The organism is Terrisporobacter petrolearius (assembly GCF_020748185.1).
Classification (GTDB): Bacteria; Bacillota; Clostridia; order Peptostreptococcales; family Peptostreptococcaceae; genus Terrisporobacter; species Terrisporobacter petrolearius.
On sequence record NZ_JAHZMO010000003.1, the window covers coordinates 168,341 to 193,590 of the forward strand.

The window sequence follows — 25,250 nt, forward strand, 5'->3', positions numbered from 1 at the left end:
CCCCTGTTTTATAGTTTAATTAATCCTGTAAATCCTAAGAAAGCTATTGACATTAACGCTGCTGATATCAACGCTATTGGATATCCCTGGAATGATTCTGGTATATCTGCTAATTCTAGTCTTTCTCTAATTCCTGCAAACAACACTATTGCAAGTGTAAAACCAACACCTGCACCTGCACCATTTATTAACGTTTCAACTATATTGTAGTTGTTTTGTACGTTAACTAATGCTATACCTAGCACAGCACAGTTTGTTGTTATAAGTGGTAAATACACACCTAATGCTTGATATAATGAAGGACTTGATTTTTTTATAAACATTTCAACAAATTGAACTATTGATGCTATTACTAGTATAAACGCTATTGTTTGTAAATATCCTGAAGTACCTGTTAAATTTAACAATTTTTGTATAAAGAAAGTTATTACAGATGCTAATGCTAGAACAAAGGTAACTGCTACCCCCATCCCTACAGCTGTATCAACTTTTTTAGAAACACCTAAAAATGGACATATACCTAAGAATTGTGATGTTATAACATTATTAACAAGTACAATACTTAGAAATAATAATATATAATTCATATGACTTCCCCCTTAATTACGCTTTTTTCTTTACTACTTTATTAAATAGTGCCATTAAAAATCCTAAAGTTAAGAATGCACCTGGAGGTAGTATAAATAATAAAGCTGGCTCATAAGAAGCTCCTAATATAGCAAAGCCAAATATTGTTCCTGCTCCTAATATTTCTCTAACTGCTCCTAATATTGTAAGAGCCAAAGTAAATCCAAGACCCATTGCTATTCCATCAACTGCTGATTCTACTGGCCCATTTTTTGATGCATATGCTTCTGCACGAGCAAGTATTAAACAGTTAACAACTATTAATGGAATATATAATCCAAGAGCCTTATCTAACGAAGGCACAAATGCTTTTAAAACCATTTGTACTATTGTAACGAATGTTGCTATTACAACTACAAATGCTGGTATTCTTATTTTATCTGGTATTACTTTTCTAAGTAGTGATATAGCTATATTTGAACACGCCAAAACTATAGCCGTTGAAAGACCCATACCCATACCATTTATGGCAGAACTTGTTACAGCTAGAGTTGGACACATACCTATAACTTGAACAAAGGTTGGGTTCTCGTCTATAATACCATTTTTAAATATTTTTCCTAGACTCATATTGTTAATCCCCCTATCCTATTTATTAATGCTCTCATATACTTCTACTGCTGCATTAACGCCTGTTGTTACAGCTGTAGATGTAATAGTAGCTCCTGATATTGCTTGTATTTCTGTCTCTCCTGGAGTCCCACTTTTTATAACACTAAGTTCTGTTGCTGGTTTTCCTGCATATTGTCCGTAAAAAGCTTCCTCTTTTGCCTTAGCACCAAGTCCTGGTGTTTCAGTCATATTGCCTATATTAATACCTGATATAGTACCATCAGATTTTATACCTACCATAATTTCTATACTTCCACCATAACCGCTTGGAAGAGCTTTTATAGTATAACCTGCCACATCAGATCCTTTTAAACCTTCAAAAACCTCTACAATCTCTACACTACCATTACTTTTATATTTTGATTTATCTAAAGCTTTAAAATCACTTATACCTGGTAATACAGTTTGTCTTGCTTCGTTATTAGCTTGTTCATTCCTTTGTTCTATTATTGGTGCAGTTATTTGGTTTGTTCCAGCTAAAAGTCCTGCAGCAATGGCACAAATAATAAATAAATTTAATCCTAATTTTAATATACTATTCACTCTTAGCCACCTCCCCAAATACTCTGTTATTAACATATTTATCTATTAATGGTGTAGCAACGTTTGCTAATAATATTGAATATGAACATCCTTCTGGATAACCACCATATAATCTTATTACCGTTGCAATGACACCAGCTAAAACAGCATAAATAATTTGTCCTTTTTTCGTCATAGGAGACGTTGTATAGTCAGTTAACATGAAGAATGCACCTAACATAACACCACCTGCTAAGATTTGGAACATTGCGAATTCAAAACTAAATCCACCTAATAAGAAACTTAATATAAATATTGTACCTAAATAGCATACTGGCATTATATAAGAAATGATTCCCTTATAAATTAAATAAACTCCACCTAGAAGTATTAATATTGCACATGTTTCACCTATAGATCCACCTATATTACCTAAAGCCATATCTAAAAGTGATACTCCACTTTCTTTTAATGGTTCAAGACCAGCTGCACCAGCTTTTAAGAAACTAAGCGGAGTAGCAGTTGATACTGCATCTAAACTTCCTGTACTTACCCAGTTTACACCAGTTTTAGTCCAAGCAGTCATTGCTACTGGAAATGATGCTAGTAAAAAAGCTCTACCTGCAAGAGCTGGGTTAACAAAGTTATTCCCAATTCCGCCAAATACCATTTTTACAACTATAATTGCAAATACTCCACCTAGTATACACATCCACCACGGAAGTGATGCTGGCATATTAAATGCAAGTAATAATCCTGTTACTACTGCAGATAAATCTCCCACAGTACTTTTTTGTTTAGTTATCTTTTGATATAAAAATTCTGAGCCAACTGTACCCAGTATACAAAAGAACATTACGAATAAAGCACTAGCTCTAAAAAAATACACTGCAGCAAGTGCTGCTGGTACAAGGGCAAGTACTACTTGTTTCATTATATAAGACGTATCTTCATTGCTTCTAATATGAGGTGATGATGATACAATAAACTTATTTTCCATATTTTTTCCCCCTAACTACTATTTGTTAGCCGCTTGTTGTTTTCTTCTCATAGCTTGAATTTGTCTTTTAGCATTTCTTATTGATTCTACTAACGGTCTTCTTGCTGGACATATAAATGAGCAAGATCCACATTCTATACAATCAAGAGCTCTATGTTCTGCTGCTCTCTCAAAGTCGCCTTTTAAAGAATTCGCACTTATATATAAAGGTTGTAAAAATGCTGGACATACGTCTGTACATCTACCACATCTTAAACAGTTACTTGGTTCATCTATTTTAGCTTCTTCTGCTGATATACATAAAATACCAGAAGAACCTTTGTTAGTAACTACATTTGTTGTATACTGAGTCATACCCATCATAGGTCCACCCATTATAAACTTACCTACTTTTACATCTTCTTTAAATCCGCCACATTGATCAATTATTTCAGAAACTACTGTACCTACTTTTGTTACTAAGTTTGCAGGTTCTTTTATACAGCTTCCTGTTACTGTTGTAATTCTCTCGATTAATGGTAATCCAGTTTTAATAGTTTTGGCTATTTGAGCAGCCGTTCCAACGTTATCAACCACAGCTCCTGCCGCTGATGGTAATGCTCCTGATGGAACTTCTCTTCCTGTACAAGCATATATTAATTGTTTTTCTGCTCCTTGTGGATATTTAACTTCTAGACCAACTACTTCCACATCGTTAAATCCTTTTGCAGCATTTGTTATGGCTTCTATAGCGTCTGGCTTGTTAACTTCAATACCTATATATCCTTTTTTAACGTTTAGAGCCTTCATTATTACTCTAATACCAAAGACTACGTCTTCAGGATTTTCTACCATAAGTCTATGGTCAGCTGTAAGATATGGTTCACATTCTGCCCCATTTAAAATAACAACATCAATATTTGCATCTGGTGGTGGTGAAAGCTTAACATGAGTTGGGAATGTCGCTCCACCCATTCCAACTATACCTGCTTCTTGGACATACTTGATTATATCCTTTGAGTCTAATGTTTCTAGATCACCTTTTGGCCCTATACTTTCATCCAATTCTTCTTTAAAGTCATTTTCGATTACAACACAAATTCCTTTTCCTCCTGGAATTTCATGTTCTTCTATACCAATAACTTTTCCTGAAACAGATGAATGAATATAAGTTGATACAAACCCTTGAGGTTCACCAATCTTTTGTCCTTTTTTTACCTCTTCTCCTACTTCAACTATAGGTTTTGCTGGTGCACCTATATGTTGTTGTAGAGGTATATAGACTACTTTTGGAGCCTCTGCTTTTTTTAAAGCGATTTGATTTGTATACTCTTTATTATATGAAGGATGTATTCCTCCTTTAAATGTTAAGAGCTTCATTTTACTACCTCCCCAAACTGTTTTTAACTTTTATGCTATTAACTATAGTATACTATAAATTTTTTAAAAGTTAATAATTGTTAAAAAAATATCCCAATTTACTAATTCTGATAATCATTTTAAACCGTTACTAATATATCAATTTAAAAAATTAAGAATTTACAAATCATTCCATTTTGTCATGTTTCATTTTTATTACATAAAAAAAGGTTGATACAACAACCTTTTTTTACGTTAACTATTTCATTGATTGTACAAATAAGTAATACTGTTGTATAGAAGATAACAACAAACCTTGACTCACGTAACCTTTATTTTCACTTGCATTTTTTGATGAAGTTAAAATATAATTTTGTGTGTTATCTATGTAAGAAATTAAATTATTTTTAAATTTATCCATTTTTGAATAATCAATTTTTTGTGTATTTTTTTTCAAATTTTCTAGTATCGTCTTTCGATTTGTTAAAATTTCATTGTAAGAAGATAAATCATTTTTATTTTTATCCCAATATTGACCTTCTTTTTGATAATTTTCAATCAAATCATTTAAACCAGTTGCTATATCTTTCATATATGAATAGTCATCTGTATATTCTAAAGATAACATAGGTACTTCTATTTTTGTTAAAAAAGAGTCAGAAAAGTATGTTTTTGTCTTTTCTAAGTTGTTTCTCACCTTTGTTTCATCAAAAGAAGAATACACTTGAATTTTTTCAGACTTATCTATTGTCATACTTGATGATGGAATTTTATATTGATTCATAACTTCTTCTATTTTTTTCAAATCTTTTTTATCTTCTAAAGATGCTACCTGTATGGTATATACTACCATCTCATTTACGCTTGCTACCTGAGAATTTTCTTGTGCTTCCTCTTTATCTCCTTTTTCTACTTCATTTAACTGAGACTCAATTGTGGATGAAGTTATAACCTTGCTTTTATCAAATAAGTTTTTAAACCCATCCCATATTGAAGCATTTTTTATTGCACTTACTACGTTCACCTTTCCTAACTTGTCCATAAAATCTTTATCCTTCAAGTTTATGTATGCATAAGTGCCAACAATACATAAACATAGGGTAACAGTTACTACCCTCGTTCCATTAAATCTTTTTCTCTTATTGAAATTTTTGTAGAATTTTCTTTTGCTCATAAGTCGTCCCCTCCTAAATGGTTTTACTAATATATATTTAGAAGATGTCCAATTTATGATATGAATTTGATTATAAATAATTATAAAAAAAGCTATGAATTTAGATCTTTTCTAATTTCATAGCTTTTGATGTTATTAAAATCTTCTTGCTCCTAGCAATACTTTTCCATAATATCCAGACAAAGAGTCTATTTTCACCTTATCTGGTCTTGTTTGAGAGCCACTGGCATGAATAAATTGGTTATTTCCAATATAAATACCCACATGTGAAGTGCTTCCAGGTGTAACTGTAGCGAAATGTAATAAATCTCCCTTTTTCAAGTTACTTGTTCCTACAGAAGTTCCTACCCTTGCTTGGTCGTAGGAAATCCTAGGTAAAGATATTCCTCTTGCATGTAAATATACATAACTTGTAAATCCTGAACAGTCAAATGAATTTGGACCATTTCCACCCCATACATAAGGCTTACCTAATTGAGCCATAGCAAGATCCACTACTGATTCATTTTTAGATTCACCTGATGTATTATCACCTGGTGATTCTGTTGTAATATTTATATATTTAGAACTTACCCATCCAGTAATATTAGAACTAGCTTTTATTTGGTACCAAGAGTTAGAGCTGTTAGTTATGGTTACTACTTCACCCTTTTTTAGAGCAGTTTTAACAGAGTGATTAGTTCCTGGCCCACTTCTTACATTTAGACTATCTGTTGATTTTCCATAAGTATCACTTTTAGATATATATGAAGATGAAGCCCATCCTATAGTGCCGTTGGATAATTTTACTTTGTACCATCCATCGGATTCACTTAATAAAAATACCACTTGCCCAGGTTTTAAATAAGTTTTAACGGAGTAATTGGTTCCCGGTCCACTTCTTACATTTAAATTAACATTACTAGTTACTTTTCCATTTAAATTAACTTCTATTTCTGGAGTTCCTTCAGGTTTATTTGAATCATTGTTAGAATCATTAGAAACATTGCCTGTTGTCTCTTCAACATAAGATCCATGTACCCAACCACTATTTCCATTAACTAGCTGTATTTTATACCAACCATTTGATTTGTCAGTTATTTTATGCATCGTTCCATTTTTTACAGTAGTTTTAATTTCATATGATTTTCCTGGTCCACTTCTTACATTTAGTCTAACCTTACATTTAATTTTTGCATTTAGGCTAGCACTTTCTATTTGAATATATTTATCACTGACCCATCCAGTTCCCTTATTAGGTAACTGAACATTTAACCAACCATCACTTTTTTCTAATATTGCTACTTCATCACCTTTTTGTAAGCAACCTTTTATGCTAGTATCTGTACCTGGTCCATTTCTTATATTTAATGCACTTACTGTAACTGTTCCTTTTTCCTGTGCACTAACACTAGAATGGCCTAAAGATAATGCTAGCGTGCCAACTCCTATAGCTGTAATTACTTTTGTATTCACAGTTATCTCCCCCAAATTTTATCATTCTATTTTTTCTTTGGTAATATTTCTATCCAGTAATTATCTGGATCAGCTATGAAGTATATTCCCATAGCTTTATTTTCAAAACAAATACAACCCATTTCTTTATGTAATTCGTAAGCTTTATCAAAATCTTCTACTTCCAATGCTAAGTGGAACTCGTTATCTCCTAAATTATAAGGTCTGTCCCAATCTCTTAGCCAAGTTAATTCTAGATTATGAGATGTTACTCCATCACCTAAATATACTAAAACAAAACTTCCGTCTTCTGAATTTATACGTCTAGTTTCCTTTAAACCTAATGCTTTTTTATAAAATTCTAAACTTTTTTCTAAATTTAGTACGTTAAAATTATTATGGCAAAATGTAAATTTCATATTATTTCCTCCTTATGTGTTACAATATCCTATATTTGTATAATTAAATATTATTACATTTTTTTGTACATTACTACAATATTCTATTATTATACTCTTAGTTTTGCAATAATTGGATAATGGTCTGATAATTTTTTTATAATAACCCTATAATTTATAGGTACAATATCTCGTGAAACAAAGATATAATCTATTCTTTCTATCCCTAAAGAAAAAGTCAAAGTATTTGATTTATCTAATGTTTTTGCCACATCTATACAGTTATTATCAAGATTTATATCTGCCGCATTAAAGTCCCCTGCTATAATATAAGGTTCATTACCAAGTCCATCAATAAAAGTTTGCAATTCTTTTAATTGCCCTTCTTGTTCTTCTTTATTTGTTCCCAAGTGAACATTAATTATGTTTACATTCTTACCCTTAACATCTATGACTGTATGTAACATACCCCTTTGCTCCTTAGAACTACTTAGGTATACATGATTTTGCCTAATTATTCTATATTTTGAATAAGTTACTAATCCATAATTCGAGTTTAGATTTACTACATTTGCACCAAAATGAGAGTTCATTCCCAATTCTTCCTTTAGACTACTCACTTGAAATCCTACCTTTGCAGATTCATTTACTTCTTGTAAACAAATTATATCTGCATCACAATTTTTCAAAAAATCTATAATATCAAAAAGAGTTGGAAACATATCTTTATCTACACCACTATGTATGTTATAACTTACAATTTTTAAATTTGTATTTAATCTGCCTTCATTTGTATTAACACTGCTTGCTATTACACTAGAAATTATAATTAAGATTAATAAAAAAGTTTTTTTTAACTTAATATTTGATCAACTCCTTTTACACAATTTTTTATATTTTACCCCAAAATTAAAGACGCCAATAGCGTCTTTAACTTTAATGACTTTTCTTTGCAACTTTTTCTTTTATTATATAATTAATTACTTTTTTTCTTATGTCTTCAGCAGAGTCTTCTTCTACTATTTTTATATTTAGAAGCTTTGCTATTGATTTCATATCTTCTCTAGTTTTTGATTTATAACTTTCTATTAAGTCTTTTTTTATTTTTTCAGGTTCTAACACATATTCTTGACTATTTCTTTTATAAAAAACATATTTTTTAGAGTATGACCCTCTATTGCCATAAATATGCTTTGAAACCTTTTTTAATATTTGATTGTAAGAATTTTTTTTATTTACACTTATTCCCAAGTAGTTAGCAAATTTTATTAACTCTCCTTTTGACTTAAATAGCTCTTGATTTCTAATAATTTTTGCTACTGAAACCATATTTTCTTGATATGCACCATTTTTTAATACTTTTAAATAGGTTTTTTGAATATTTGAGTCTTTGCTTACTTTTTTTATATAATTATTTATGACTTTATCTATATTTCCTTCAAAGTATTTTTGTGCGCCTTTTTGAGATACATAATTTTCAAGTTCTTTGTGGGCCATATCAAGTATCATATCTTTCAAATCTTCTTTATAATATCTAGATTCCATGATACCTCCCCCTTATTATCAACAATCTTATACTTACTTATTATATTCAAGTAATTTTAAATTGGTGAATTTACTAAATATTTTCTATTTATGGTTTATTCAATTATATGATTTTTATTGAAAATTATTAAATTGTTTTGAATTTATGTATAAACTATTTTGTTTTGGTAAAACTAGTACTATAAAATCAAACATACTCAATCTCCCCCATTTAGGCTTCTATTTTCCCCCATAAATAGAAGCCTTTTTTTACAAAAAAGTACCTTATATAGTCAACCATGTTTTAACTGTATAAGGTACTTTTTTATTTTATAATTTATTTAATATAAAATCCTGTAAGTTTCATATCTTTATTGTAACTTATTGTAAATTTAACATTTCCATTTTCAAATTTAGATATAATTACAACTGTAGCTTGGTCACCATCTCCTACTACTGCTTCTTTATCAAAAGAATCAAATTTCCCCAAATCTTTAGCCATAGGCTCCCAAGCTTCCTTTATCTTTTCTGTTACTCCTGCATCTATAAATTCTTGTCCTGACATTTCTTTTATTTTGTCATATTCTTCATTACATAACATTTGAATAACTTCTTTTGTAGTTGTCTTTAACTCTTCTTCATTAAAATCATCACTTAATTTGTTTGAAGAACATCCTCCTAACATTACACAACCTAAAGTTATCATCAAAAGTAATCTTAATTTTTTCATTTTACTCCTCCATTTTAGTAAACTTCAATTTTAATTTATGTATTAAATATAAAAAGACTAATCCCCAAATTAGTAAGTATATTTCAATACCTATAGTTTCCATATTAAATATTTGTGGTAAAATACCTATTCCTGCATCCATTATTCCATGAAGTATAATAGCAATAAATAGGTAAGAAATTTTGTTTAGTCTTACAGAATATAATACAATTATGGAAAATCCCACATGCACACTTAGTACAAATAACCTTTCCATTCCCATCATAAAAGCATTTGTTAAACTCAAACCTGAAGCTTCAGGTAAATTATGACTAAATAAAAGAATAACTGCATTTATTCCTACTATAAATAATGCCTCTATCCCCCAATGTCCAAAACCAAAGCTAATTCCATCATCATATTTGTGATTATTTTTCAGGAAATATTTAAATCCTATATATCTCCCTACTTCTTCAAAAATACCTGCAGTCAATCCTAAAAAAATACTATACAAATAAGGATTTAAACTTAGCCTCATATACCAAATTTGATTTGGAAACACATAAGATAATAAGGGGAGTCTTAATATAATTTGAGATATGAAAAATACTAAAACACCTACTATAAAAGATTTTAGTTTTTGTTTTTTGCAAAACATGTAATAAATAAGCATTACTATTGGAACCACAAATGAAATTATAACACTTATTACTAAACCTATTTTAGTTCCTAATTCAATCACTTTATTCACTTCCTAATTATTAATTTGGAATTACAATATTAACTTTAAATTCATCTTCATTAAAATCAATCACTAAACTTCCGTCATACTTTTCTAAAGTCTTTCTTATGTTTTCTAAGCCTAAGCCATCATGATTAATTTTTGTGCTTTTAATTTTTTTATTTTTCATAATTGGTTTTTCTTTCATGGAGTTTACTATATTTATAACTATAAAATCATTGAATTTATTCACATGAAATTTTATATAACTGTTATCTTCCACTTTTTTTGCTGCTTCTATAGAATTATCCAAAAGGTTTGCAAATATTGTTGTAATATCAATTTCTCTTATAAAGCCAAGGTCTATCTCCCCTATTTTACAATCAAAATCTATGTTAGTATTTTTTATAATTTGATATTTATCATTTAAGATAATATTTAATATTCTATTACTTGTATAATACTTTTGATTTAATTCATTTAACATTAAATGAATATCATTTGTATATTTCTTAGCCAAGTCTTTTTCTTTATTTTCATACAACCTTTCTATAGATTGTAAGTGATTTCTTACATCGTGAATTAGTTTTCGAGATTCTTTATATTTATTTTCCAAATTATCATAATACTTGTGTTGTAGCTCACTTTGTTGATGGTATAATTTAACTTCATTTTGCAAAGTATTATTTTTTGATACAGTATCAAAAATATGAGTTACATATATATTTAAAGTCAATATTAAAACTACATTTGCAACTAGCAAAACACTTTCTACAAATCCAGCGTATAGTTGTAATAAGTAAACTAGGGTCATTATATAAATTACGCTAAATAAAGGAATAACTAAAAAATTAAAACTTTGAATTTTGCTTATAATTTTAGCTTCTCGTCTATTTATGAAATTCGTAAAAAGTTTTATATAAACATATTCTATAATTCTAATTAAAAATACTACAGTTATTTGCAAGTAAACTAAACTTGAAAAATAAAATCCTCCATAAGATATTACAAAAGATATAAAAAAACTAACCAGTAAGTCTATAAATAAAAAACAAAGAGCAAATATACAATAATATAATAAATAAAGTTTTGAATCATTATATAAAAAATGTCCTATTATCAATATTCCACTTAAAAATGTAATCACATTTACTAAAATACTTCCTGATAAGGCACTACATGATAAAGCCATATTAAATAGTACAAATGCAAATATATAACTTATCTTTTTTCTATATATTTTTCTATCTACTTTTTTCATAAAATCAAAGCAAGCATAAACAATAAATACACTTCCTATGATTGGCAATATTAAGTATGCAGCTAAGTCAATATAATTATTAATTTCCACTACCCCCTTATCTATTTCTCAATATGATTACTAAGATAAATATTGAGAGAATTTCTAAACTCACTTGATTTTTTTTGAGATAAAGGTATTACACTTTCATCCATCATATAAATGTCATAACCTTTGATAGATTTTATATTATACAAATTTACTACAAAGCTTTTATGAGGCATTTCAAAACCAAAACCTTTCATTTTATCACTAATTGCTGAAATTTTATCTTTTATGATATGAGTCTTTTCATTTGTTTTCATAAGTATTTTTCTAGATGTATATTCAAAATAGTATATTTTTTTTACATCTATTCTTACTAATCCATCTTCTGTCATAAAATCTATTAAAAATTCTTCCTCTTCTTTCATATAGGATAAAGCTTCATCAAGTTGTTCATAAAGATCTTTTTCCTTAATCGGTTTTACTAAATAACCAAAAGCGTGAACACTAAAAGCAGAAGATGTGTAGTCTGTATAATTTGTCACATAAATTATTTTCACTTTTTTATCGTAAGTCCTAATTTTTTTAGCTGTTTCTATTCCATTAATCCCTCCCATATCTATGTCTAAAAATATAATGTCAAACTTCTCTTCACCTTCTAACAATTCTTCTCCACTTTTATATGAGTATATTTGCAAATCTTTTATCTTGTAATTTTCTATTTTTTCTTTTGTGTGATTAAGGATGATTAAATCATCGTCACAAATAGCTATTTTAATCATTAATAATTACCTCTCCCCTTGCTTATTTTCATTATATCTACTTAAGAAATATAATATCAATAAGTCTGCTTAAGGTATAGTTTTTTATACATAAGTTACAGTTAAATTAAATATAAATATTTTATGAATATATAAATTGTTATATAAAAAATACCTAGAGAATTTCTCTAGGTATTTTCATTAAATTATTTTGATTTAGTTTTTATATGTTGTGCAACTTTCACATCTTCTCTTTTTATATGATTAATTATCCAATTACCAACTTTATTATTGATATCTCCCACCAAAACAATACTTGAACCCTCTGCCAAAAGTCTTTTATGTATACTTTCAACTTGTTCCACAAAATGTTTATGATATTTTTTATGATTATTATAGTCAGGGTAACTATATTTCATTTGTAAGGCCTCTTCATGAGCAAAATGTGTTTTTGTATAAGAAGATAAAAATTTAACTGTTCTTTCTAATTCATCTCTACCTTTCCCCTTACTACAAGCCTCTAACAAATCATTAATTGCTCTTATTAATTCTTTGTGTTCTGTATCAATTTGCATATTTCCTGTTAATAAATCATCTGACAATTTATACGCCATTTCTCTCCCTCTCAATCCATAATTATTTTGTAAAATGTTACCAAAATAATATCATTATATTTTAATAAAGTCAATTATACGTCATAAAATCACTATATTTTATATTGTAATCACAGAATTTATAATCAAATGTTTTTATATTAATACATTTTTAGTTCTAATTATGCAATAAAAAACTATTTTGAACCTTGCCTAAAGCCAAATGTATTCAAAATAGTTTTCATAGTAAATTATTTTTATCTTAATATTTTTATATTTTCAATTACTCAGATATTACTTTTATCCAACCTTCTGGTGCTTCTATTTTACCCATTTGTATTCCTGTTAATGTATCGTATAATTTCTTACAAATTGGTCCCATTTCAGTCGCTCCATTTGAGAAGCATATTTCTTCATCCTTATATGTTACTTTCCCAACTGGTGATAATACTGCTGCTGTTCCACATAAAGCACATTCTGTAAAATCTTTTAATTCCTCTACATGTACTTCTCTTTCTTCAACTTCTAGTCCAAGGTATTTTTTTGCTACATACATTAAAGAACGACGTGTTATTGATGGCAATATAGTATCAGATTTTGGCGTAACTATCTTTTTATCCTTTGTTACAAATATAAAGTTTGCTCCACCTGTTTCTTCAACCTTTGTTCTTGTTTGTGCATCTAGATACATATTTTCATCGAACCCATTTTCATGAGCAACTTGAAGTGGGTGTAAACTCATAGCATAATTAAGCCCTGCTTTCACGTGACCTGTACCATATGGCGCAGCTCTATCAAAATCACTTACGCATATACTAAGTGGCTTAACTCCGCCCTTAAAATATGGTCCAACAGGCGTTGTGAATACTCTGAATTGGAACCTAGTATCTGGTTTCACTCCTATAACTGATCCACTTCCAAATATATATGGTCTTATATATAGTGTACCTCCACTTCCAAATGGTGGTACAAAATCAATATTTGCCAACACTACTTGTTCTATTGCATCTAAGAACTTTTCATGTGATATTATTGGCATATGCAGCCTTCTCGCTGAATCTGCTAAACGTTCAGCATTAAGGTCAGGCCTAAATATAACTACCTTTCCATCTTCTGTTCTGTAAGCTTTTAAGCCTTCAAAGCAAGTCTGTGCATATTGTAAAACTCCTGCACATTCATTAATTACAACATTTGAATCTTCTGTTAAAATTCCTTCATCCCAAGTTCCATGCTCATAATTAGATACATATCTTTTAGCAGTTTGTCTATAATCAAACCCTAAGTTTTTCCAATCTAGATTTATATTTTCCATGTTTCCCCTCCTAAATCTATTTTTAAAGTCCTTTATATTATAATGTATCCATCTTTTTAATACAATTTATAGATTTTAAAATAGAAAAAGGAATATTTACGTAAATATTCCTTTTCTCAAATATAAATAATTTTATTTTTAGTTTATTCTACACTTATTAAGTTAAAACCTAAGTCATCTATTAACTCTTTAACTTTTTCAATATCTACACTATCATTCATATCTACAATAGCATACTTTCTGTCTAAATTAACTTCTAAGACCTCTACACCATCAATATCTTCTGTTAAAACATCTTTTAAATTTACCACACAATGGCTACATCTCATTCCTTCAATAGATAACTTTCTTTTCATGTAGTCTTTCCTCCTGTTAATTAGTTTATTTACTCATTTGTAAGTTAGAAATTCCTTTATAAATATCGAAATCATTAGGATGAATAGTTCCTTCAAGTCTCTTATTAGATACTATAAAATTATCTAGTATTCCTAAAGATATAAATGAAGCTTTTTCAGCCACATATTTTTGAATTTGATCATATATTTTTTTAGTTTCATCCTCTGATTTAGAATTTCCCAAAGACTTAATATATGTGGATATTTCCTTATCTTTTATATTGCACGATTCCAGTATATCTCTAGCATCTGGAATACTTGATAAAGAATAACCAACTACTGCTAAATCATAATTTTTAGAATCAATAGCTTTAGTTAAGTCTTTTTCATTTAATTCTTTAATCACACTTTTAATCCCTATTGAGGCTAAATTTTGTCTTATAATGTTTGCTACCTTTATTCTTTCACCGTTACTGTTAGATACCACGATGTTTAATTCTACTTGATTTAACACTTCTTTCATTTCTTTTTTTGAAAGCTCTGAGTTAGAAGATGCCCCTGTAGAATTATCCTCTATTATACCTTGTAAGTTTTGCGAATTTTGTTTACTTGACTCAGCTTGTTTTTGAGATTCTAAAGATTCATTTACTGATTTAAGCCCCTCAGTTAAGTATTCTATGGCCTTTTCTTTATTAAATGCTAAATTATTAATGTCTTTATTGTAATATTTACTAGTTGTATTAAGAGGGAAATATGATAAAGTTGCATTTCCTATATAAGCTTCTTTTAAAAGCTTCTCTCTATCTATGGCAGAAATTACGGCTTTTCTAAAGCTAACATTTTTTAGAAATTCATTATCGTAATTAAATATAACCATTTCGTAGTCTCTGCCTTCATAGTTAGTAACATTAAACTCTTTCTTTTTCTCAAACTTACTTAATTCTGATAGATCTATGCTTGTAATATCACTATCTAGGGCAAGTACCATCTCTGTTTGTGACTCCTTATCAGGAACTAGTTTCACAAATATTTCTTTTCTATTTTCTGGCAAATTACTGAAATATTTTTCATTTCTCTCAAGTATAATATATTTTCTATCAACATAGTCTTTTATTTTATAAGGTCCATTTCCTAAAAGGTTGTACTTGTACTGACTTATTTCATCAGTTTTTAAGTTACCCAATCTTTCCTTTGAAACAATAGGAAAAGTTAATTTGTCTATTACAAAAGGGTCATTTTCTTTCAAATTAATAGTAAAATTCTTGCTGTCACTTATATGTATTGATTCAATGTTTTTTACTAAGTCTGAGTAAGGACTATCATTTGTTTTTTTGATTAAATCAACTGTAAAGCTAACATCACTAGAAGTTACCTCTTTATTATTGTGCCAAGTAGCATCATGATTTAATTCAATATTTATACTCTTTCCATCTGATGACTTTGTATATTTTTCAACTAACCTTTGTTCCACATTGTAATTCTCGTCAATTTCAAATAAACCATCATAAATTAAATTCATTATGTATCCTACTGATTTATCTTTGTTTAGTAGAGGATTTATAGTAGTTGGAAATAACATTGTCAAATGAATATAGTTAGACTCTTGAATATTCAACTCATTTATCTCATCATTATTATCATTTTTATTTTCTTTTTCTTTAGAACATCCTACAGTTCCCAGAACTATGGTTAAAACTATTGCTAGAAGTTTTATTAATTTTTTCTTCATTAGTTCCTTCCTTCCTTGCTGTATAACATATTATATTGCTCATAATTTTTCTTTACTTTATTTACGTATTTATCAGTTTCAGAAAAAGGTATAGTATGTAAATTTTCTCCGTCCTTACTAAACTCTTCATCCGATAACCATTTTCTTACATTTCCAGAACCACCATTGTATGCTGCAACTACTAAGTCAGTCTTACCGAATTCTTTGTACAAGGTGTTGAGATACCAACAACCTATTCTTATGTTAGTTTCTGGATCATATACATCTATATCATCATTTAACTCTAATTCTTCTATTGCCCAATCTCTTGTAACATCCGCAATTTGCATCAAACCTTTTGCACCTCTACGTGATAGTGCTTCTTCATTAAATTTACTTTCTGCTTTTATAATACTATAAACTAAATTTTCATCTAGATTATATTCCTCTGCATATTTCTGCACATATGCAGAGTACTTCCTTGGATAGAGTAATGTTTTTATTCTTCCACCTTCTAAATAAATCGCTCCGCCTAAGATTATAATAACAGATAAGATTATAATACTCTTCTTATACACTCCAATTCTCCTTTATATAATTCAAAAATGTAAAAGCCTTTTTCTTCAACTCGTCAATTGTACCTGAATTATCTATTATATAATCTGCATATTTTGCCTTATTTTCTTGACTCATTTGAGATTTTATTCTACTAAGTGCCTCCTCAGTAGAACAATTATCTCTATTTTTTATTCTTTCAATTTGTATATCTTCATTACAAGTAACTACTAGTAATTTATCAACAAAATTTAAATAATCTGACTCAACAAGTAGGGCTGCATCTAGTATTACTATTTTTTTATTCTGATTTTTATACTCATCAATTTGATTACTTACATTTTGCCTTATCACTGGATGAGTTAATTTGTTAAGTTGAATTAGTTTTTCATCATTATTAAATACTATTCTTCCTAAAGCCTTTCTATTTAAAGAACCATCTTGATTTTTTATATGGTTTCCGAAAGTATCATATACTTTCTTAAGTAATTTTTCATCATCATAAATTTGTCGTGCAATAATATCTGCATCAACTATATCTATATTTTCCTCAATAAATATTGCAGACAAACTACTTTTTCCACATCCAATATTTCCCGTTAATCCTAAAATAAGCATATTTTCACCTACTTAGTTTCATACCAAGAATCACCAACATTTAAATCCACATCTAAATGTACTTGTAAATTTACTGCTGATTCCATCTCTTCTTTTACTATTTTGCTTACTTTATCTATTTCTTCTTCTACTGCCTCAACAATAAGTTCATCGTGTACTTGTAATATTAGTTTTGATTTAAGTTGCTCATCTTTTAATCTATTATATACATTTACCATAGCTATTTTTATAATATCAGCTGCGCTTCCTTGAATAGGAGCATTCATGGCAAATCTTTCACCTTGTTTTCTCACCATAAAATTACTTGAGTTTATTTCTGGAATGTATCTTCTTCTGTTAAATTCGGTTAATACATAACCTTTTTCTTTTGCTTGTTCAATAACTTTATCCATAAAGTCCTTTATGCTAGAGTAATTTGCAAAATAACTTTCTATATAAGCCTTGGCCTTTGCCACAGGTATATTTAAGTCTTGTGATAAACCAAAATCTGTTTTACCATAAACTATACCAAAGTTTATAGCTTTAGCTTCACTTCTTTGTGTAGAGTTAACTTCATTTACACCTATACCAAATATTTGTGATGCTGTTTTTGAGTGAATATCCATATGATTTTGGAATGCTTCTATCATATGCTCGTCACCACTCATATGAGCTAATACTCTAAGTTCTACTTGAGAGTAATCTGCATCTACTAGTTTTGAGTTTTCATCAGCAATAAATACTTTTCTTATTTCTCTACCCATTTCTGTTTTAACAGGTATATTTTGTAGATTAGGCTCCGTAGATGATATTCTTCCTGTAGTTGTTATTGTTTGATTAAATGAAGAATGAATTCTACCGCTTATTGGATTGATTATATTGCTTAATCCTTCCACATATGTTGAGTTTAACTTAACTATTTGTCTATATTCAGTAATTTTGTCTATTATTTCATGTTTGTCCCTAAGTTTTTCTAATACATCTGCATTTGTAGAGTATCCTGTTTTAGTTTTCTTAATTACTGGTAGTTCTAGCTTTTCAAATAATATGACTCCCAATTGTTTAGGTGAATTTATATTGAATTTTTCTCCAGCAAGTGAGAATATTTCTTCTTCTAAGTTTGCAATTATGTTTTTAAATTTATCACCAAGATCTTTTAATTGATTTTTGTCAACTGCTATACCATAGTATTCCATAGATCCTAATACTTCTACCAATGTCATTTCCACATCATAGAATAAGTACTCCATATCCATGTCTTTAAATGCTTTCTCCATAATTGGATATACATTATAAACTATGTTTATCATTTCTCCAAAATATGTACTTAATTCTTCCATGTCTAAATCTTGGAATTTCTTAGCTTTAACTCCTCTTCCTAAGATCTCTTCTTGGGATTTCACCTTTTTAGTTAAATATTTCATAGCTATATCACTACATTCATAAGACGTAGATGATTTTGAATCTATTAAATATTCTCCTATGGCTATATCAAAGAAAATATTATTCATTTCCATATTGTATGGTTTGAAAGCTAAATAATCATCTTTTAAATTGTAACCTATTTTCTTAATTTCTTCATTAGAAATTATCTCTTTTATTAATTCTAATTCCTCGCCATTTAAATAATAAATATCTGTTCCATTTGAGCTTACAAATACATATTGTATATTTTTATCTAATATATTTCCTACTTTTTTTACAGTTTTTATAAATAATTTATTAGTTTTTTCAATCTCTTTTTTAAATTCTTCAACATTATCTAAGTGATTAATATTTAGATCTATCTTTTCTTCTACAGAAGATTCTTCACTTCCTGAGTCCATAGATAGTACTTGTTTTATTAGTGTGTTGAATCCAAATTTTTTAAATTCTTCTATTACTTCATTTTTATCATAATCTCCAAAAGATAATTCATCTAGAGTTACTTCAATAGGTACATCTCTTATAATTGTGGCAAGTTTTTTACTAAATACAGCTTGCTCTTTGTTTTCTTCTATTTTTTTCTTAACACTTCCTTTTAGTTGTTCAGTGTTTTCTATTAAATTTTCAATAGAAGAGAACTCTTTTATAAGTTTTATACCTGTTTTTTCTCCTATACCTGGAACCCCTGGTATATTGTCTGATTTATCTCCCATTAATCCTTTTAAGTCTATAAATTGTGTAGGAGTCATTTCATATCTTTCTAGAACTGAATCATAGTTGTATTCTTCCACTTCTCCTACACCTTTTTTAGTGATTAATGTGGTTGTTTTGTTTGATGCAAGTTGTATAGCATCTTTATCTCCTGTAACTATGTATACTTTAAAGTCGTTGTCTTCTCCCATTTTTGAAACTGTACCAATTAAATCATCAGCCTCATATCCTGCCATTTCCATTCTATGAATATTAAAAGTATCTAATAATTCTTTTAATGGCTCTAATTGTTGACCAAGTTCATCTGGCATCTTCTTTCTTCCTGCTTTGTACTCAGTAAATTCTTTATGTCTAAATGTTGGCGCTTTCATATCGAAAGCAACACTTATATGAGTTGGTTTATAATCATCTATTATTTTAAATAACATTCTAGTAAAACCATATATGGCATTAGTTTTTAATCCTTCACTATTACTCATGTCTGGTAATGCATAAAATGCTCTATTTATTATCGAGTTTCCATCTATAATTATTAATCTTTTGTCCAAGTTTATCACTCCTATATTTTTCAATATTATATATTTATATATCTTATTATATACCCAGATATTATTATTTAATAATACCACAATAATCAAATTATATTAAGGTGTTTAATAAGAAAATCACCTTATCTTCATAATTATCAATCATAGTTTTTTTATGTGCACTGTTATATATACTTTACTTTTTTAAGTATCTTAAAACATTTTTATTATAATTAAATATATCTTTATACTTGATTTTAATTTAAGTCTTTGTTATAATTTAGTAATAATATGCCGGATTGGTGGAATGGCAGACGCGACGGACTCAAAATCCGTTGGTAGCAATACCGTGTGGGTTCGAGTCCCACATCCGGCACCAATTTTTAATTAAATACAATCGAAACCATTGAGACTACTAAGTTTTATCTTTAGTAGTTTTTTTATTTTATAGAAAAATACCGCAGTAATACCGCAGTAAAATAGATTTTTATTTTTGTGCACTTAAAACCACTTAAAAATGAAAGGAATTTTATATATGATTTCTTATAATCCATTATGGAAAACTTTAATAGATAAAGATATGAAGAAAATGGACCTTGTAAAATTGGTTGGTATAAGTAATGGTACTCTAGCTAAACTAGGTAAGAATGAATCTGTATCATTAAGTATTATAGATAAGATATGTATGAGTTTAGATTGTAATATATCTGATATAGTTGAAATAAAAAAGAACTCTGAATAATTAAGAGTTCTTTTTTATCATGCTTATTGTATGCTATAGCAATATTTACTTATTTCTTCAATATCTTTATGAACTTCATTTATAGATCTATTTGATATTATTATTCCTAACTCTTTTTCTAACTTTCTCACAACATCTTTAGATAGTTCATCTATATCTATTTTTTCTACTATTCTTTCTTGAATAACTATTCTTTCATTACTCCATTTATCATAATCTTTCAATCCGTACTCAATAATTTTATAAACATTTTTATCATCATCCCAATATATCTTAAACAACATATCAATATTTTTTAATGAATATCTTAATCTTATAGCCATGCCACCTCTTATATGAGTTATAAGCAAACTTTCTTCAAACTGGCTACTAATAGGATTTGGTTCTCCATCTGAATATTTATTTATATCTAATTCTACTTGAGTTTGACCTATATCTGAACCTCCAGACCAACTCATATGATAAACATCAGTTGTTATTATCTGTTCAACGTCTTTATTGCATTCAAATTTTAAAATTATCAATGCTAAATGTTTTTTATCTCTATATTGTATGATATCGACATCAATTAAATTATCAAAATCATCATTAATTTGTACTAAAAAATCAGGTATGATAGAATAATTCACATCCTTAATCACTTCAATTTGCATAATCTTTTCATTATTAACATTTGTCTTCCCGTTAAAACACAATATTATTTCATATGTATCGCTTAAAATTCCATGTGGTCTTATATAAAAATCAGTAAAATTACTATATCTTTTAGCTGTTTCATTAATGAAATCTTTTATATTATTACTCTTTTGTACTACTAATTTTACTTGCACATCAATCATCTCCAATCATTATCATTTTAATTATATTAAGATATAATAATATCATATATACTTAATAATCAATAATTAATCTTAATTTTATGTATAGAACTCACTATTTAAATTAAAACTCAATAGTAAGAGGTGATTATTATGTATGGATTAACTATTAAATATAAAGGTCCTGGATGTTATAGATTTATAGATACTACTGACAACACCATTTATATAGGTTCTGCTAAAAAGATACATACTAGATTGAATCAACATTTTTCTAATAAAGGCTCTAATGTAGGAAAAGATGCTTATAGCAAAACTGCTAAAGTTGAAATATGCAAGTGTGATGATTATGCTACTGCTCTTGCCCTTGAACAATACTTAATAAATAAATATAAGCCTAAATATAATAAGAAAGATAAGGACCACAATATTAATTCTAAAGCTGTAATCAATGAAGAATATTACGATAAATTAGAGAATTGGCAGCTATATTATGAATTACAAAAGCTTGATAAAGAAACAATAAATTTAACTAATAAACAAGATAGACTTGTAATGGCTGTAACTTATGCGGTATTTATTATTGCCATTCTTATGTTTATATTTTAGTTTTCCCTTTTAAAAGGGTTTTCGGATGTATGTAAAGTATACAACCGAAATTTTCACACTATCAAGTGAAGTCATTTACCAGCGAAAATTTTCGCTCGTTAGCTAAAAATATATAAAAGGCTAGAAATTAATCTAGCCTTAAATTACTTAAATCTATTTTACAAGTTTTAATTTCTAGCGCTACATGATCTGTATTCGTTTTTCTATCAGTAATACACAAAATCCTTGGCATAACCGGGAAAAACTCCTTCCACTTTCTACTATAATACAATGTTTCATATTTATCTATATCTAGCTTCTTTGTTCTTTCAACTTCTACGAAATAAATCTTATTAACTCCATCAATACTTATTGCTATAAATCCATCAGCTATAACACTTCCACATATAAACGGAGTTCTATACTTTAGTATCTTAATATTATTTAGCTGCAGTACTCCTAATAATTGACTAAATACAATTTTATGCTTCCAATTAGCCGGCTTTCTTCCAATATAGTAAATATTAGATGATAATATATTCTCTCTAAAGCACTTTATCTTATTATGGTCCTTAAGTATTTTTAATCTTTGATTACATCTTCTAATACTCCCATTGAAAAATAGTATAGATAATGTTTTAGTATCAGATACATTAACTTCTTTTAAGAATTCTAAGATTTTCATATCTCTTTCGGTAATTTTCATAAAACCACCTATAAGTTATCTAAAAAATCCAAATTAGTAATATTTTGAACCTTCTTATCTTCAATAGAAATAATTTTATTTTCTTTGTCTTGTAACTTATCCTTATCTTTAATTGAAGTCTCTAAAGCACTTTTATTTGTATTAGAAGACAGCCCTTCATTTTTAGGCTGTTTTTTAGAAATTATATATGGTTTTATAATACTTTTTACTTGTTTATCTGAAATATAATAAGATTGGCACTCTTGAATATTAGCATTAACTTTTACATAACATCTTCCTTTTACATCAATCTTTTCTGCTCCTGATCTACCCAGCAATAATTTACTATTAGCCTCATCACTCATTTGAAATACAATTCTATTAGATAAATTATTTCTTAAAACCAAATCTATCACAGTATTATCGAATCTTTGACCAGTTACAATTAAATATTGTCCAGATGCTCTAGCTAAACTTGAAAATCTTTTAAGAAGTGTCATTGCTACTTTCTTTTTATCTTGTGTAAATTCAACAAACTCCTCTATTACTATAATTTGTTTTTTAAGCTGCTTTTCTTTAGGTACTAATTTATTGTAATCCCAAATATTAGTTACTTCTAATTCATCAAATAATCTGTATCTACGTTTACATTCTTCCATAAGGTCAGACAATAACTCCTTGGCTTCTTCTATTTCCGTCACATAAACTTTCACATAATTAGTACATCTTTTAAAAAGGCTTAGTTCTACAATCTTAAAATCTATGAAGTAAAAGTTAATTTCACTGCTAGGGTAGTTATTCATCAATGTAGTTATCATTCCTTTAGTACATACACTTTTTCCTGCTCCTGTAACCCCAGTAACAACTGTATGAGGATTAGATTTTAAATCTAGCACTATTTTTCTATTTTTAAAAGTATCTCCTATAGGAATAAAAATACCCTCTTTTAAATTTCTCTTTGGTAACTCATATTTAATCATATCTGGTAAAGTTGGAAATACCTCTGACACATCAGTTATGGTGTTTCTAATTTGAAATACCCTATCATACCAATTAGAATATTTACCCCAAGCTAAATCAAATATATCTTGTAATAAATTGCTTTCAGTATCTATTTTTTTCATAAACACTCCCCCTATAAATATAGGTATTCCATTTCCAAACAATATAGCCATTATGCATTTAAAGCTAGTTTTAACAAGCTTTTTAAGCCTTTTGAACATATACCTACTGTTGGTATATATCGTAAGAATACCTATTTTAGTAAATTATATGTTTATATACAGAATATAATTCTTTATATTTAGAAATAAATTCCATAATTTAATATTCATCATAAAAAAAGAACTCTATAAATAGAGTTCAATTATTCAATATATTACTTTTTATCTTTTCATTTCTTCTTCATATTGCTTTATCATGTAGTAAAGCGTACTTTTAGGCCAATTATAAATATTATGTATCTTCTTGGCTTTTAAAGAACCATTATGCCTTCATTTCTTGCTTAGATGCAAAATTGCTAACACCTTAATAGAAAATACAACTCTACTGTTTCACTAACCACCATTTGGTTGTTACTTTGTAAGTAGGTAGCAAAATGCGAGGTACTTACAAAAGTATTGAATAAATCTGAAAATCCAAAATTGGATTCTCGAAAAGTGGAGCACTTGTATCGTTCGAGTGATTACTCTAAAAACGGAAAAATCCACTTTCAAAACAACGGTGATTAATACTAACCACAACATTGTGGCAACCTCTTATATAGATTCTAAATCTGATAACCCCATATTGGATTTTCACAATTTGAGGAACTTCTCAACTTTGAGCTATGAGACTTCCTTTTTAGGGGCTTACAAATCTTACTATGCTTATTTGAAATGTTTTTTTAGAGAATCAGAAAGTGCCCAAAACTTATTTTTTAGTGTGTTGGATATGTTAAGATAATTCTTTTTATGTATTTAGGGCGTACGAAATTCGTACTCTGCCTTATGTCCTTTTTAGGGACTGTAAACACTGTAGGTATTTTTTATTTTAGATTACTCCCATTATGTAATTTTAATGTTAGGTTTTGTAAGGTAGTAGCTCACACTTTTCTCCATTAACCTTCCCCTAATCTTCCCCCTCGTGTTTCACGACCCCCTTAAAAGGTCGTTGAATTCACTCAGCTCAAAATTGGATTCAGCGAGATTACTTTCCTTTTAACCAACTTAATTTTGATGTGGTTAAAACTTCCTATAGGTGCATGTTTTTATACCTTCGTACTAAAATATATATTCTCTAGTTCTTGAGAATTAAATACTTTTTTCTCTTTCAATAACAACCATAGGCTCATTTAATATGCTTAATGGTCTATAAGCCTTATTGAATTCAATTTCTTTTATTGTATTTATGGGAAAGTATTCCATGTCCTCATAACTTTGAGTGTAAATTGCAATATATATTTGTATAAAAAGAGGAAAATAATTATGTACAAAAAATATACTTTTAAGAATTACCTGAAGAAGAACTATCTAAATAATTAAGTTTAGACTTTAACCTATATGATGGAC

Annotated in this window: 26 protein-coding genes and 1 tRNA gene; 3 read left to right on the top strand and 24 right to left on the bottom strand. The window is 28.3% G+C overall.

All coding sequences use genetic code 11. The features are described from left to right. Positions 1-8 precede the first annotated feature (8 nt). The 21 genes from rsxA to polA form a co-directional block, all read right to left on the bottom strand. Entirely contained in the window at positions 9-587 is a 579-nt protein-coding gene (gene rsxA, locus K0040_RS03365; protein ID WP_228107538.1) for an electron transport complex subunit RsxA, read from the bottom strand. Positions 588-603: 16 nt separating this feature from the next. Then, positions 604-1,197, bottom strand: a complete 594-nt coding sequence (gene rsxE, locus K0040_RS03370; protein ID WP_228107539.1) for an electron transport complex subunit RsxE — start codon at positions 1,195-1,197, stop codon at positions 604-606. Positions 1,198-1,215: 18 nt separating this feature from the next. Then, entirely contained in the window at positions 1,216-1,782 is a 567-nt protein-coding gene (locus tag K0040_RS03375) for an RnfABCDGE type electron transport complex subunit G (RefSeq protein ID WP_228107540.1), read from the bottom strand. Then, on the bottom strand, positions 1,775-2,761 hold the full coding sequence (locus K0040_RS03380) for an RnfABCDGE type electron transport complex subunit D (protein ID WP_228107541.1): 987 nt from the start codon (positions 2,759-2,761) through the stop codon (positions 1,775-1,777). Before K0040_RS03380 ends, K0040_RS03375 begins: the two co-directional genes overlap by 8 nt. Positions 2,762-2,779: 18 nt before the next feature. Continuing rightward, positions 2,780-4,120 carry an electron transport complex subunit RsxC gene (gene rsxC, locus K0040_RS03385; RefSeq protein WP_228107542.1) on the bottom strand — a complete coding sequence of 447 codons (1,341 nt, stop codon included), beginning with the start codon at positions 4,118-4,120 and terminating at the stop codon, positions 2,780-2,782. Between the two features lie 238 nt (positions 4,121-4,358). Then, a complete protein-coding gene (locus K0040_RS03390) occupies positions 4,359-5,273 on the bottom strand; it encodes a hypothetical protein (RefSeq protein ID WP_228107543.1) in 915 nt (304 codons plus the stop codon). A 135-nt stretch (positions 5,274-5,408) separates the two neighbouring features. Continuing rightward, positions 5,409-6,728 carry a C40 family peptidase gene (locus K0040_RS03395; protein WP_228107544.1) on the bottom strand — a complete coding sequence of 440 codons (1,320 nt, stop codon included), beginning with the start codon at positions 6,726-6,728 and terminating at the stop codon, positions 5,409-5,411. A gap of 26 nt (positions 6,729-6,754) precedes the next feature. After that, positions 6,755-7,126, bottom strand: coding sequence for a VOC family protein (locus tag K0040_RS03400; protein WP_074914725.1), 372 nt, complete (start codon positions 7,124-7,126; stop codon positions 6,755-6,757). An 89-nt stretch (positions 7,127-7,215) separates the two neighbouring features. Further along, positions 7,216-7,968 (bottom strand): endonuclease/exonuclease/phosphatase family protein, encoded by a 753-nt coding sequence (locus K0040_RS03405; protein ID WP_331476268.1) that lies wholly within the window; start codon positions 7,966-7,968, stop codon positions 7,216-7,218. A gap of 73 nt (positions 7,969-8,041) precedes the next feature. Beyond that, a complete protein-coding gene (locus K0040_RS03410; RefSeq protein WP_228107545.1) occupies positions 8,042-8,650 on the bottom strand; it encodes a hypothetical protein in 609 nt (202 codons plus the stop codon). Positions 8,651-8,966: 316 nt separating this feature from the next. Next, positions 8,967-9,359 carry a DUF3887 domain-containing protein gene (locus K0040_RS03415; RefSeq protein ID WP_228107546.1) on the bottom strand — a complete coding sequence of 131 codons (393 nt, stop codon included), beginning with the start codon at positions 9,357-9,359 and terminating at the stop codon, positions 8,967-8,969. A 1-nt stretch (position 9,360) separates the two neighbouring features. Further along, positions 9,361-10,080, bottom strand: a complete 720-nt coding sequence (locus tag K0040_RS03420; protein WP_228107547.1) for a YhfC family intramembrane metalloprotease — start codon at positions 10,078-10,080, stop codon at positions 9,361-9,363. A gap of 19 nt (positions 10,081-10,099) precedes the next feature. Continuing rightward, a complete protein-coding gene (locus K0040_RS20990) occupies positions 10,100-11,410 on the bottom strand; it encodes a sensor histidine kinase (protein ID WP_228107548.1) in 1,311 nt (436 codons plus the stop codon). Between the two features lie 11 nt (positions 11,411-11,421). Beyond that, positions 11,422-12,126, bottom strand: coding sequence for a LytR/AlgR family response regulator transcription factor (locus K0040_RS03430; protein ID WP_228107549.1), 705 nt, complete (start codon positions 12,124-12,126; stop codon positions 11,422-11,424). 185 nt (positions 12,127-12,311) lie between these two features. Next, complete coding sequence (locus tag K0040_RS03435) at positions 12,312-12,719, bottom strand: bacteriohemerythrin (RefSeq protein WP_228107550.1); 408 nt, start codon at positions 12,717-12,719, stop codon at positions 12,312-12,314. A 262-nt stretch (positions 12,720-12,981) separates the two neighbouring features. Beyond that, positions 12,982-14,010, bottom strand: coding sequence for a branched-chain amino acid aminotransferase (locus K0040_RS03440; protein ID WP_228107551.1), 1,029 nt, complete (start codon positions 14,008-14,010; stop codon positions 12,982-12,984). A 143-nt stretch (positions 14,011-14,153) separates the two neighbouring features. Then, positions 14,154-14,366, bottom strand: coding sequence for a heavy-metal-associated domain-containing protein (locus K0040_RS03445; RefSeq protein WP_228107552.1), 213 nt, complete (start codon positions 14,364-14,366; stop codon positions 14,154-14,156). A gap of 25 nt (positions 14,367-14,391) precedes the next feature. Beyond that, on the bottom strand, positions 14,392-16,074 hold the full coding sequence (locus tag K0040_RS03450; protein ID WP_228107553.1) for an ABC transporter substrate-binding protein: 1,683 nt from the start codon (positions 16,072-16,074) through the stop codon (positions 14,392-14,394). Then, positions 16,074-16,631: a lytic transglycosylase domain-containing protein gene (locus K0040_RS03455; protein ID WP_228107554.1), complete on the bottom strand. Its 558-nt coding sequence runs from the start codon at positions 16,629-16,631 to the stop codon at positions 16,074-16,076. Before K0040_RS03455 ends, K0040_RS03450 begins: the two co-directional genes overlap by 1 nt. After that, complete coding sequence (coaE, locus tag K0040_RS03460; RefSeq protein WP_228107555.1) at positions 16,624-17,226, bottom strand: dephospho-CoA kinase; 603 nt, start codon at positions 17,224-17,226, stop codon at positions 16,624-16,626. Before coaE ends, K0040_RS03455 begins: the two co-directional genes overlap by 8 nt. An 8-nt stretch (positions 17,227-17,234) precedes the next feature. Further along, on the bottom strand, positions 17,235-19,889 hold the full coding sequence (gene polA, locus K0040_RS03465) for a DNA polymerase I (RefSeq protein ID WP_228107556.1): 2,655 nt from the start codon (positions 19,887-19,889) through the stop codon (positions 17,235-17,237). A 272-nt stretch (positions 19,890-20,161) separates the two neighbouring features. Between polA and K0040_RS03470 the strand changes: the two genes are divergently transcribed. Then, positions 20,162-20,247: transfer RNA gene (locus tag K0040_RS03470), tRNA-Leu, on the top strand. A gap of 156 nt (positions 20,248-20,403) precedes the next feature. Beyond that, positions 20,404-20,610, top strand: coding sequence for a helix-turn-helix domain-containing protein (locus K0040_RS03475; RefSeq protein WP_228107557.1), 207 nt, complete (start codon positions 20,404-20,406; stop codon positions 20,608-20,610). 23 nt (positions 20,611-20,633) lie between these two features. On the opposite strand, the gene K0040_RS03480 is transcribed toward K0040_RS03475, so the two are convergent. After that, positions 20,634-21,440 (bottom strand): hypothetical protein, encoded by an 807-nt coding sequence (locus K0040_RS03480; RefSeq protein ID WP_228107558.1) that lies wholly within the window; start codon positions 21,438-21,440, stop codon positions 20,634-20,636. 141 nt (positions 21,441-21,581) lie between these two features. On the opposite strand from K0040_RS03480, the gene K0040_RS03485 reads away from it, so the two are divergent. Next, entirely contained in the window at positions 21,582-22,037 is a 456-nt protein-coding gene (locus K0040_RS03485; protein WP_228107559.1) for a GIY-YIG nuclease family protein, read from the top strand. Between the two features lie 127 nt (positions 22,038-22,164). Here the strand turns inward: K0040_RS03485 and K0040_RS03490 are convergent, their stop codons facing one another. Then, complete coding sequence (locus tag K0040_RS03490) at positions 22,165-22,722, bottom strand: hypothetical protein (RefSeq protein ID WP_228107560.1); 558 nt, start codon at positions 22,720-22,722, stop codon at positions 22,165-22,167. An 8-nt stretch (positions 22,723-22,730) separates the two neighbouring features. After that, entirely contained in the window at positions 22,731-23,825 is a 1,095-nt protein-coding gene (locus K0040_RS03495; RefSeq protein ID WP_228107561.1) for an FtsK/SpoIIIE domain-containing protein, read from the bottom strand. Positions 23,826-25,250: the final 1,425 nt, after the last annotated feature.

What these genes read in the sequence shown, in the direction of transcription:
- K0040_RS03390 (WP_228107543.1), bottom strand. Translation starts at nt 5,273, where the DNA reads ATGAGCAAAAGAAAATTCTACAAAAATTTCAATAAGAGAAAAAGATTT.
- K0040_RS03490 (WP_228107560.1), bottom strand. Translation starts at nt 22,722, where the DNA reads ATGAAAATTACCGAAAGAGATATGAAAATCTTAGAATTCTTAAAAGAA.
- K0040_RS03415 (WP_228107546.1), bottom strand. Translation starts at nt 9,359, where the DNA reads ATGAAAAAATTAAGATTACTTTTGATGATAACTTTAGGTTGTGTAATG.
- rsxA (WP_228107538.1), bottom strand. Translation starts at nt 587, where the DNA reads ATGAATTATATATTATTATTTCTAAGTATTGTACTTGTTAATAATGTT.
- K0040_RS03450 (WP_228107553.1), bottom strand. Translation starts at nt 16,074, where the DNA reads ATGAAGAAAAAATTAATAAAACTTCTAGCAATAGTTTTAACCATAGTT.
- K0040_RS03485 (WP_228107559.1), top strand. Translation starts at nt 21,582, where the DNA reads ATGTATGGATTAACTATTAAATATAAAGGTCCTGGATGTTATAGATTT.
- K0040_RS03475 (WP_228107557.1), top strand. Translation starts at nt 20,404, where the DNA reads ATGATTTCTTATAATCCATTATGGAAAACTTTAATAGATAAAGATATG.
- coaE (WP_228107555.1), bottom strand. Translation starts at nt 17,226, where the DNA reads ATGCTTATTTTAGGATTAACGGGAAATATTGGATGTGGAAAAAGTAGT.
- K0040_RS03440 (WP_228107551.1), bottom strand. Translation starts at nt 14,010, where the DNA reads ATGGAAAATATAAATCTAGATTGGAAAAACTTAGGGTTTGATTATAGA.
- rsxC (WP_228107542.1), bottom strand. Translation starts at nt 4,120, where the DNA reads ATGAAGCTCTTAACATTTAAAGGAGGAATACATCCTTCATATAATAAA.
- K0040_RS03445 (WP_228107552.1), bottom strand. Translation starts at nt 14,366, where the DNA reads ATGAAAAGAAAGTTATCTATTGAAGGAATGAGATGTAGCCATTGTGTG.
- K0040_RS03380 (WP_228107541.1), bottom strand. Translation starts at nt 2,761, where the DNA reads ATGGAAAATAAGTTTATTGTATCATCATCACCTCATATTAGAAGCAAT.
- K0040_RS03410 (WP_228107545.1), bottom strand. Translation starts at nt 8,650, where the DNA reads ATGGAATCTAGATATTATAAAGAAGATTTGAAAGATATGATACTTGAT.
- K0040_RS03400 (WP_074914725.1), bottom strand. Translation starts at nt 7,126, where the DNA reads ATGAAATTTACATTTTGCCATAATAATTTTAACGTACTAAATTTAGAA.
- K0040_RS03435 (WP_228107550.1), bottom strand. Translation starts at nt 12,719, where the DNA reads ATGGCGTATAAATTGTCAGATGATTTATTAACAGGAAATATGCAAATT.
- K0040_RS03495 (WP_228107561.1), bottom strand. Translation starts at nt 23,825, where the DNA reads ATGAAAAAAATAGATACTGAAAGCAATTTATTACAAGATATATTTGAT.
- rsxE (WP_228107539.1), bottom strand. Translation starts at nt 1,197, where the DNA reads ATGAGTCTAGGAAAAATATTTAAAAATGGTATTATAGACGAGAACCCA.
- K0040_RS03430 (WP_228107549.1), bottom strand. Translation starts at nt 12,126, where the DNA reads ATGATTAAAATAGCTATTTGTGACGATGATTTAATCATCCTTAATCAC.